This is a genomic window from bacterium (assembly GCA_036504735.1).
In the GTDB taxonomy this organism is placed as follows: domain Bacteria; phylum Electryoneota; class RPQS01; order RPQS01; family RPQS01; genus DASXUQ01.
Genome location: DASXUQ010000010.1, coordinates 38922 through 49231, shown reverse-complemented (window position 1 = coordinate 49231; position 10310 = coordinate 38922). Strand labels below are relative to the sequence as shown.

9 protein-coding genes are annotated in these 10310 nt (G+C 50.4%); all 9 read left to right on the top strand.

Features of this window, described 5'->3' with window-relative positions; genetic code table 11:
* The first annotated feature begins 66 nt into the window (after positions 1-66).
* The 9 genes from VGL38_09520 (at position 67) to VGL38_09480 (ending at position 10274) form a co-directional block, all read left to right on the top strand.
* A complete protein-coding gene (locus VGL38_09520) occupies positions 67-933 on the top strand; it encodes a hypothetical protein (protein ID HEY3295668.1) in 867 nt (288 codons plus the stop codon).
* A 24-nt stretch (positions 934-957) separates the two neighbouring features.
* Positions 958-1329 carry a hypothetical protein gene (locus VGL38_09515; protein HEY3295667.1) on the top strand — a complete coding sequence of 124 codons (372 nt, stop codon included), beginning with the start codon at positions 958-960 and terminating at the stop codon, positions 1327-1329.
* Between the two features lie 96 nt (positions 1330-1425).
* Entirely contained in the window at positions 1426-2997 is a 1572-nt protein-coding gene (locus VGL38_09510; GenBank protein HEY3295666.1) for a hypothetical protein, read from the top strand.
* 4 nt (positions 2998-3001) lie between these two features.
* On the top strand, positions 3002-3607 hold the full coding sequence (locus VGL38_09505) for a hypothetical protein (GenBank protein ID HEY3295665.1): 606 nt from the start codon (positions 3002-3004) through the stop codon (positions 3605-3607).
* A 275-nt stretch (positions 3608-3882) separates the two neighbouring features.
* Positions 3883-5376 (top strand): SEC-C domain-containing protein, encoded by a 1494-nt coding sequence (locus tag VGL38_09500; GenBank protein HEY3295664.1) that lies wholly within the window; start codon positions 3883-3885, stop codon positions 5374-5376.
* 93 nt (positions 5377-5469) lie between these two features.
* Complete coding sequence (locus tag VGL38_09495) at positions 5470-5637, top strand: hypothetical protein (GenBank protein ID HEY3295663.1); 168 nt, start codon at positions 5470-5472, stop codon at positions 5635-5637.
* A gap of 264 nt (positions 5638-5901) precedes the next feature.
* Positions 5902-7410 carry a hypothetical protein gene (locus VGL38_09490; protein ID HEY3295662.1) on the top strand — a complete coding sequence of 503 codons (1509 nt, stop codon included), beginning with the start codon at positions 5902-5904 and terminating at the stop codon, positions 7408-7410.
* Between the two features lie 48 nt (positions 7411-7458).
* Positions 7459-8175, top strand: coding sequence for a hypothetical protein (locus tag VGL38_09485; protein ID HEY3295661.1), 717 nt, complete (start codon positions 7459-7461; stop codon positions 8173-8175).
* A gap of 641 nt (positions 8176-8816) precedes the next feature.
* Positions 8817-10274 (top strand): SIR2 family protein, encoded by a 1458-nt coding sequence (locus VGL38_09480; GenBank protein ID HEY3295660.1) that lies wholly within the window; start codon positions 8817-8819, stop codon positions 10272-10274.
* Positions 10275-10310: the final 36 nt, after the last annotated feature.

Sequence of the window (10310 nt, the reverse complement as noted above, 5' to 3'; positions counted from 1 at the left end):
GACTTCTTACCACCTGCTGACACCGCAGGTATGGTTGTCAGTGTGACATTAAAGGAAAGCAAATCAATGGCTGCACCTCTTTCAACGCAAATGCTACGTTCGCTTCTACTGGAGTACCTCTCAACGAAACCCAATATGGAAGATCGCAGATTTGAAAAGGCGGTAGTTGAAGTAATCCAGTTGGCTGTTGCCAAGCGCCTATATCCCGCCCCTACCACAAGGTATGCAGGTCCTGTGATCGAACTCAAACTTCTGCTCAAGCCAGAGGACCAGCAACGCATACCTGAGTTGATTCGGCACGTTATGTGGCGATTACTAATTCAAGGAATCATTGTTTTCGGCAAGGATCAAGACAACCAGAATTGGCCCTTCTACACGCTCACGGAATATGGAGAGTTCGTTGTCGGTCAAGGAGGACCGCAGCCGTACGATCCAGACGGGTTCTTACGAGATTTCTTGACGAAGAATCCAAACGTGGACCCCGTGATTCTGGACTACGTTACTGAGGCCGTTGTCGCTTTCAATGCCAACTGCCCAAAATCGACGGCGGTGATGGTGGGAGCTGCCTCGGAGAAAGCGATTCTCGTTCTGTACGACACTTTTCTGAATGCGATTACATTAGCGGCAGAAAAGGCGAACTTCGAGAAAGCGACAAACTGGACAATTCTCTCTCACTTTGCAGAGTTGCATGATCGTCTCCTGAAGATGGTTGCCGCAAAGAAGCTCGACAAGGCTCTCGCCGAGATCGTGAAAGGTGAACTTCCAGGGCTGTTTCAACTGATCCGCAGGCACCGGAATGCCGCCGGGCATCCCGAATTACTGGGCAATATCAGCAGCGACGATGTCTTCCTCAACCTCCGGGTGTTTCCCGAATATATAAGCCGAGTCTACCAGCTCATTTTATATTTCCAAGCAAATCCTGCGGTCTGGTAAGCCGCTGCACAAATCGGGAAACGCATGGAACTCTCATTCTACGACCAGAACGGTGATGCTATCGCCTATTGCGAAGACGGTGAAAACATCTTTCTCTACGACGGACAGGTTGTTGCATGCTTCGATAAGGACCGCCAATGTGTTTATGCGTATTCTGGAAGATATTTAGGACGCTTTTCCAGTGGCTGGGTTCGCGATCTGGACGGTGACTATCTCCTGTTTACCAGTCAAGCGACGGGTGGTCCTCGAAAACCGAACATAATGAAGCCACCGCGCAAGGCTCCCAAGAAAAGCGTGCCTACCAGGCTGGCAAAACACTATGCATCGTGTCTGATAATTAAGGCTACGGCCTGGTCTAAGCTTACTGCGATGGACTTCTTCTTGAAGCAACCATAAGAGGTGACCCCGCAAAGCACTTATTGCACTGCGACGTCACGACGTCCATTGCGCACCACTGGAACATCAACCTTTCACCGAATCATGACTCCCGAAATGAAGAATGAGCCGCCATTAGATTGTTCCGATGTTATCGCACACCTTGAGAAAGGCATCGAGAGCGAGAAATGGATCACCGTCTACTCCCCAAACGGGTTCACCTGTATCCTCGCGCCGAATAGCGTCGTTCCGCTGCTGATCGGCGATTGTTCCTGGGACACGCACACGGAAACTGGCTTGCCCAATGTCGAAGATTGGAGAGCCGGATATCAGGCATACAATCGGAATGGCGGCAAATTAGGTTTGGAGCCCTTGGTCATCGTTTGGGATTACAACGAATTGCGAGAACCGTGGATCGAGTTATGCGAGGAATTTCGGCTCTTCTACAACCTGTGGTTTGACTCACGGCGCGGAGAGTATGTCACTTTCCTGGATGACGGGACCGAACAAACCGTCGCTCGCATCGCGGAAGACCGCGTTCTTGTACGAGCGGATTGCCTGAAGGAGTTTCTGGCCGCCAAGCAATTCACCCTGATCTTGTACTTCGATGAACACCGACGCTCTGGAAAATCTCTCGATGAGTTGAATCTAAGACCGAGCAATGATGTCGTCTCCAATGAGCAATGGTGCTATTGTCTTGACATCTGGCCAGTTGACTCGTCTGTCACGCATAAGTCCAGGGCCAGGCTCTGCGGAAAGCGATTCATAACTGCTCCTCCAACATTCCGATCTGCGTTGAATGGAGATCTATGGGAAGGAGAGCAAGAGTTCATCGTCGGAACCGATGCCGACAGCAGACCGATCCTGCTCCCCTGCACACCTGATTCACCGAACGCTTTTGCTCCCGTCTTCTTCCGTCGTGAAGTGCTCACGAAGTACTTGGCAGACACTCAACGGTATACCGTGGAAGATGGCCAAATCATTTGTGGAAGCCTATGGAGTTTGCGCATTGATAACAACCACCCTGACTTCGTAGTCGTTTTCTTGGGCGATTTGGGAAAGTACCTCCCTGCATCTGAACGTGCATATTGGCGCAGCTTCAATATTGCTCACGACGGTGGGATCAGCCCGGTTACCTTCAAGCGGGCAATCATGGCGGAATTCACCAATCCAGAGCAGCCCGATCTGTTGTTTAAGCAGCGGTTGCGGTTATTCGGCAGTCGTTGGACGGAAGCGTACGGTTGGCCACTTTTCAAACCACTTGGCTCGGAAGACGCGCATAATCTGGATTCGTTGACGATCCCGCTGCACAATAACCAAAAAGCGTTCGACGAACAGGTCATGTCGCTGGCAAAGTGCCTGATCGAGTCCATCAATGTCGCGGCGATTGGGGAGAGGGTTAAATTGAAGCCCAAGAGCGCGACGATCAGCGTGCTCGATCAGTTCCTTGAATCCAATGGAGCGGCGGATAGAGTCGAAATAGTGAAGGTTCTTCGCAATATGCAAGATCTGCGAGATGGCGCAGGGCATCGAAAAGGCGAGAGATACGCACGGGGTGCTGCATACTTCAAGGTGGACGAGATTGGCTTTACGAAGGCGTTTGCAATGATTCTACGACGTACAATATGGCTCTTGGAAGCGCTGTCGAATCACTTTCTGCCTGCGGACTCCTCGAAGGTCGGAGACTGACGCCGTGCCTGTTCACCAGCTTGTATACGCTTGGCGTCAATGCCCATTGACCAGCGCGCCATTTCTCCTCCCGCAAGATAGCGTGCTTCTAGACCTTCAGTATGACCGCTGCGTGACCACCTGCACGTCGTTTGACGAGTACATTCGCAGCGATGCCTTTGGGCAGGAAAGTGATCACACGGCACATTTGGGCTTGATACCGACGCCCTACATGGGCGATCTCAGCCGTGCGGATATCTTCGTTCTGATGATGAATCCCGGACTGAGTGCTGCGGATTACTACGCTGAAGAGCATGATGCAGCTTTGCAATCAGCATTGGAATGCAACTTACGGCAACAGCGTTTGGACCGGGCTTACCCGTTCATCTGGTTGAATCCGGCATTTGCGTTTCATGGCGGATTCCGTTTCTGGGAAGGAAAGCAACGGAGATCCTACATCGAATTGAGGGGAGTCGTGGCATCAGTTATTGGGAGGCACTTAGCATTCTCTCCAAGCGGTTGGCGGTCATTCAATACTGGCCGTATCACGGCCCGTCATTGCAATTTCCGCGAAGCTTGGCCGATGAACTGGAATCGAATAGGCTCGCGGTTCAATACGTGCACGAAGTAGTCGTCCCGAAAGCCCTGCGCGGCGAAGCACTACTGATCGCGATTCGCAAATGCAAAGAGTGGGGTGTGCAGAAGCTGGCCGGAAAGAAGAACGTAGTCGTATTCACTGGGAGTTCGGTTCGAGGTGCAAGCCTATCCCTCATCAACAGCCCTGGGGGTAAGGCAATTGCGCGACATCTTGAACTGCCAGTGTGAGAGCCTATTTTGGATTCAGCGAGCCGCAGGGGCTCTGCTGTGGTTCGTGAAGTGGTGGACGGTAATATGAGGAGCGTAAACTTGGCGCAACCACACGTTGGCCGAAATGAACTGTGTCCGTGCGGCAGCGGGGACAAATACAATGTCTGCTGTGAAGGCAATATCGATTGGCCTTCGATTCTGTCCGGTGTCGCGAGCGATGATGTCTACGTCCGAAGTCTCTCAGTGCGCGGGAAGAATCTGAAATTCCTTGACTTTGTCGGTAGTCTGTTTCAGTTGGATCGGTTTGATAAGGGAATTCCTTGGCCTGCGATCAAGAAAGCCTGTACGCCCAAGATTGTACAGCAGATACATTACATGATTTCGAAATTGTGGCCCGACAAGGAAGATCTCGTGCATTGCTTGGAGCGGGAAAAGCGTGGAGCATCTGGACTATATGTTGGAACGTACAATCCGGAGGCCATTCTGAGGGGGATAACGCGCCATAGCCTATATGACGAGAGCATCTTGCTTGTAGACCCTTTCCCTTATGTAATGGGCGTCAGTCCAGAACTCAATCCGCTCCAGTATCCGGAGAAGTATGTCTCAAATACCTTGATGAATCTCTGGTTATGGATAAAGCTTCAGCCGTGGATTGCAGCGAACATCATCAAGTTCGTCAGAACACCCAGCGACTTTGACTATCAGCTATTCTGCCAGAGTATTGACGTCGAAGAGAAACGTTATCAGACAGAACCGGAATTGTTGGCATTACGAGCCCAATTGCTTGATGAAACAAAGAACAGCGAGGTCTTCGAGCAGTATCGGCAATTCCTGTTTCTCAGAGTGCCCGATAGCAGCCTACGTAGGCAGATCAAAGAGATGCACCCTCATTTCGACGTAGCCAAAGTTGAAGAGTATTTGCAGGGGTGCCGAAGGCTGCGAGATGCACACCCTTATTGCACTGCTCTGCCTGAGCCCAACGGTGAAAGCCCGAAATCCTGGAGTGAATTCATTATTACAACCACAGGAACCAACCACGAAGTTGCAAAAGTCATGTGTGCCCTTACAGGTTCACATCTTGTTACTGACTCTGCGATCCGGTGGAAGGAGATTGAGTTAGACCGAAAGCATAATGACCTTTCGGGAGATGATTGGGAACCTGTGGCAAAGGCTTTTCAAGCCACAGAGTTCAAGTTCTTGAATAATGTCTCTCTCGATTCAGCGCTTCAGGTTCGTAAGGATGAACGCTTGCGGGATGTTAGACAATTCTTGCGGAAGCTCTGGCACCAGAGCCGCTCAGACAACGTCATGAGTAATGCCAACGCAAAGCTTTTGGCTGAGGAGCTTACGGACACCATGCGCCATGCAGAAGAGGAGTGGCGACGCATACAGGTCAGTGGCCTCGCCACGCTCGGCAGAGAGATTGTGGCATCTATAACACAAACTATTGTGAGCGGTAACATCTTGTGGCTGGGGGCACTGGGATGTTCAGCGGCGATCAATGCAGGGCGGATACGACGCAAAGAGGCTCTTTACGCAAATCAGAATTATCCCGCAGCATATTTCGCTCGCCTGAAACGGGAGAATGGCTGACGGCGAGATTGCCTGGTTTTAATAGGGTACGGCTCCGATTCTCTGGCATAAGATGACAGGTCGGCCCGCCTATCATTTACCAGGAGACTTCTATTGAAGAAAATACTTGCCGGAATTCAAAGCTTCATCGGATATCTGCGTGAGCGAATTCTTGAACTGCCAGCACTGTGGGCTGCATTGCGGGCTTACCTACATGGTTTGATCGCTGTGCTGCGTCTAATCAGCATGATGCTGGCTCGGACGCCTGCGATTGTTGGATGACGGATTCTCGACCTGCGGAATTAGATCAGAAAGCCGCATGGGATCAAGAAAAGAGCTCGCAGGAATCCCTGACGAGCTTTTTAACTAATTGCGAACGAGCAAAGACTTCGCTGGTGCTAACCGACTAAACTTCGTATGGGCAATGAGTTGTGAGGCTTAAGTGGTTCTCTTGTTGACTCTATCGCTCTGAATGCATAAATTAGATGCAAAGCGATTCAATGCGTGTTCATACTATCCTTGGCGGATTGCTCTTCAGCGGTTGTTATGATAAACCAATTATTGCCACATTTGGAATTGGCCGTCATAGTGTTCGGGTTCGTCGTCGGTACACTGAAGTACTTGGGGCTGGTGTATGCCGACAGAGACGCGAGTCTTCGACAGGTCATAGCGCATGGGCACGATTCATTGGTCTCGAAAGGGCTGGTTGAAGTTCTTCAGACAGTGTATCGGCGGTTATTTGCATCTTTCATAATGCTCATCGCGAAGCGCTACGCCTTGCCGACCTTGGTTCTCTGTTTCGTACTGCTGCATGCGTTAACGCTTTCTCAAGCCACGGGCTATTTTTCGATTGATGGTGCCTACTTGATGCCGATTTACCGTGAGGTCAACCTCGCCCAAGTGCCTTCAACGTTCTGGAGCGAAGGATACGTCCATGCACTCCGCATAAGTCCAAGCATTTGGCAAATTGGCGGTGCTACGATTGAGCTAACGCTGCTGGATCTTTACTCCCTTCTCGCGACCCTCTTCCTGATCGGAGTCGCCAGGACTGCGAGAAACGCGGGCTTCCTCACGATTACGCTGTCAGTGGGAGTTGTGACTCTGGCGGCTGTCATCTGGATTGTCGCGAAGAGCGTTTACTTCTGGTTCATGCGGGATCCCATGATCGGCTTGCTGAACAGCGCGTTCGATGTCTTACTATTCGGTACGCTTACGTGGCTAATCACTCGCCCTGTGATCGACATGAAACCCATACCTGCAGCGCTTCGAAAGTTTAGCAAGCTGATGGGATATCCAATACTTTTGTGGATCCCGTTCTTCATCATGGCGCTGACGTCGGGCAGGTTCGCAAGTGTTATTGAGACGGTCCGCCTGAACCTATTTCCGTTCTATTTGCCGCTATTGTTAATGCTCGTGTTCTTCGTCTTTGCCGCGCTGATCGTTCTCGCTGCGTTAGGGTCTATGCTACATATGATCATCGAAGTGGCTAAGTCCCATAAAGACGATTCCGCTGACGTTCTGCAGACTGTAGAAGATACTGCCGTAGACGGCGAGAGCAAGGCAATCACACATGGGTTTCGCAAAGGGCGCACTGGTTCAACAACGCTTACACCTACACGAATAGCAGAAGCTGGGGCAAAGCTGAAAGAGAGCAGTCCGGTCATCTATTTCGTTGCCAAGACAATCCTTCGCCTCAATCGTCAGCGTCTGCAGAAGATCACGGAGGTACTGGGGCACGTTGGAACTGGGTTAGTTTTACTCTGGCTCTCATCTTTCGGCTTAGTAATCTGGTACTTGTCACCGTTGATATTCGACCCCCTTGCTGGACGGTTTATGGCTTGGCTCGTCGTCGGATCCACACTTTCTACCATGGCTGCAATAGTTGCAACATTCCCTGCGCTTATTGTTAGATTCATCCCTAAGTGGGTTCACAACTTCATCATTCGGTTGCTAGGAGCAATGCGCCGCGATGACATGAAGGTGCTGGACCATATCGGGATCCTGATCGGATCAACGGCGGCTATCATCGTGTTCGTTGTATCGTTTTTCGCCTAATGCTCCTGAAAGTGCCTACATCTGGAACCTTACGAGAGGATTCGCCGAATGTCCGTGACGCCTTCAGTTCAACTGCCCATCTCGTTCGAAACTCTTCTTGGCTGGTGCCGTCCCGTTGCACCAGACCGGACCTTCTTTCGGCCTTTCACCTGCGAAGGGGACATCAATAACATCGGGATTTTCTACGTAGGCTTTAGTCCGAAGAACCCGATTCCTGAAGTTACTCCGCTCGAAGAGGTCGCGAAATCGTGCTACGACTACTTGAAATTAAAGCAACTGATCGGCGCATCATCAACCTCCAGAGGCCGCTTTGAAGAGCTGACCCGCAGCCTGTCTATTTCGACGGGGGGAGCGTCGGTACTCGAAACCAACGCATATTGCTATCCAGGGCTGGATAAGGACTCAGCGAAACAACTTCCTTACCAAGTCGAGCAGAAATGTCGAAAGATCCTGCTTGACCTCTTTCGACTCTTTCACCCTCGGTGGGTGATCATCTTCGGAAAGGAACCAGTGAAGAGAGTTAGCGAAGTGCTATCTGACGCTGGTATGACTGCGCCCTTCGCGAAGAAATGGAATAGACCCGACTACGGCCAGTCCATAGTTATTGATCTCGCGAAGATAACTCTTGATGGCAAGCCGTGCCGTCTAATTGCAACCCGTCATCCCGGCGATCAAGTACATGGTGGGCATCCCTACACTCCGGCACTGTTCGAATCCACGGCAAAACAGATCTGCGATCTGATCGAGATGACCAAGCTACGGTGAAGAAGTAACCCATGACAGTATCTCCACAAGAATGTAAAAGCCCGTTCACGCGGGCTTCTTCTATAGGTATATGCCACAATGACAGCCATCTTTGAGTCATTCTGGCAGAACTGAGAAATTTTCAAATGCATGTCAGCGAGTTGCGAATATCAAGGCTTCATGGCTGGTAGCACCCAGTATTGAGACGATCCTGTATTCAGTGACCTTCCAAAATTCCCAAAAAAAATTTACGAAGGCGTTTCCTGCCTAGGTTTCGAAAGGACCCTTTGAATCAGTTGTGTAGGGGATACTGGCAGGGTTTAGTTGAAGGACTGCCGTTTGGGGGAAGAATGCTTTTTTGATGCCAATCGCAGGGAAGGGGCCATTATGGAGCGTGGAACAAGCACGTATGAGAGACATTCATTGAGCGAGGTAACTAACTCGTTATCAGAAATCGCGTTTCGATGACCTATCGAATTACCGCATCCCTTACCTATTACATTACAGCATCTTACAGGTGCAGTTTACCAGATTTGGCTGACAATCTGGTAAACCTGCGCACACATCATCCAACTTGACATTTTACAATCTTACTTGTACATTACTCTGGTACTAATCTTGTGTTGATTTTCGTGTCCTCAAACACCTGATAAACCAATATCATGTCCCCCACACCTAAACGTGAATTCCTCCGCGAATACAGTCGAAGGCTCGCCGACGGTACAGCAGCGCTCTTCATCGGTGCAGGTATGTCGTGCTCGGTAGGCTACGTAAATTGGCGCGACCTGCTGCGAGAGGTTGCTGACGACTTGGGTCTTGACGTTGACATTGAGCACGACCTCGTAGCTGTGGCACAGTATCACGAAAATCGAAAGCGAAGTCGAGCCAAACTTAACGAAAAACTGCTTCACGAGTTTACGAAGAACGCTGCGGCGAACGATAACCACACGCTGATTGCCCGACTGCCTGTGCGGACAGTGTGGACAACCAACTATGACCACTTGCTTGAAGAGGCTTTCAAGCGCGAGGAAAAGCAGGTTGACGCCAAGATCACGGCGAAAAGTCTGGCGACCTATCTGCCCGGCACAGACGTAACCATATACAAGATGCATGGCGACGTTTTGCTTCCCAATGAAGCAGTGCTCACGAAGGATGACTATGAAAGATATGAACAAACTCGCGGCGCATATTCAATTAGGCTGAGAAGTGATTTGATCACTCAGACGTTTCTGTTTTTGGGATTCAGCTTCGATGACCCCAACATTGAATATATACTGAGTCGTGTGCGCTTGCTGCTTGAAAAGGATGTTCCTCCGCACTATTGTCTCATGCGAGCCCCACAACTGCCAGCACAGCCATCGGCAGAAGAAATTGCGAAGTACGACTACGCTAGAACCAAACTTGCCTTGCGGATCGATGACCTTAAGAGATTTGGAATCCAAACAGTACTTATTGACGACTATTCGGAGGTCACGGAGATCCTTCGGCAAATCAACGAGAGCGCGTTTGCCAAGAATATCTTTGTCTCCGGCAGCGCAGAAGAAGGCGTCGCAGATTTTGACAAGGCTCGATTGGAATTATTTGCGCGAAAGCTTGGCACAGCGATCATTGATAAAGGTTACAACATTATTTCTGGTTACGGCCTCGGCATCGGGAGCGACATTCTCGCAGGCGCTCTTGAGAAAGCTTACACTTCTCCTTCACATCTAAAAGAGCGACTCATGTTGCGGCCATTTCCGATTACTATTGATCCGGCTAAGCGCAAACAAGTCTTCACCGAATGGCGACAGTCTATGATTTCCCAAGCAGGTTTTTCGATCTTTTTGGCGGGAAACAAGCGAGACTCCAAGGCCCAAGTGATAATGGCTGATGGCGTCATCGAGGAATTTGACATCGCTAAGAATCAGGCGTTCACAGCGGTGCCAATTCCTATCGGAGCGACGGGCTGGGCTGCGCGGAAGATTTGGGATGAAGTAAGAGGTGACCAAGCCAGATTCTACGGCAACGCGAACGTCAGTACTGAACTTCAGGCGCTGGGTGATGCCAAGTTGTCAGATCAGGAATTGCTGAAAGCGGTCTTCTCCGTTGCAGAGAAGGTAAAAGTAGCACGAAGCCGTTGAGGACTCACAATAGACAGTAGTTACAAGAGACAGGAG

Bases quoted from the DNA above. Each gene is read 5' to 3' on its own strand.
- VGL38_09520 (HEY3295668.1), top strand. From the start codon at position 67: ATGGCTGCACCTCTTTCAACGCAAATGCTACGTTCGCTTCTACTGGAG.
- VGL38_09515 (HEY3295667.1), top strand. From the start codon at position 958: ATGGAACTCTCATTCTACGACCAGAACGGTGATGCTATCGCCTATTGC.
- VGL38_09510 (HEY3295666.1), top strand. From the start codon at position 1,426: ATGAAGAATGAGCCGCCATTAGATTGTTCCGATGTTATCGCACACCTT.
- VGL38_09490 (HEY3295662.1), top strand. From the start codon at position 5,902: ATGATAAACCAATTATTGCCACATTTGGAATTGGCCGTCATAGTGTTC.
- VGL38_09485 (HEY3295661.1), top strand. From the start codon at position 7,459: ATGTCCGTGACGCCTTCAGTTCAACTGCCCATCTCGTTCGAAACTCTT.
- VGL38_09480 (HEY3295660.1), top strand. From the start codon at position 8,817: ATGTCCCCCACACCTAAACGTGAATTCCTCCGCGAATACAGTCGAAGG.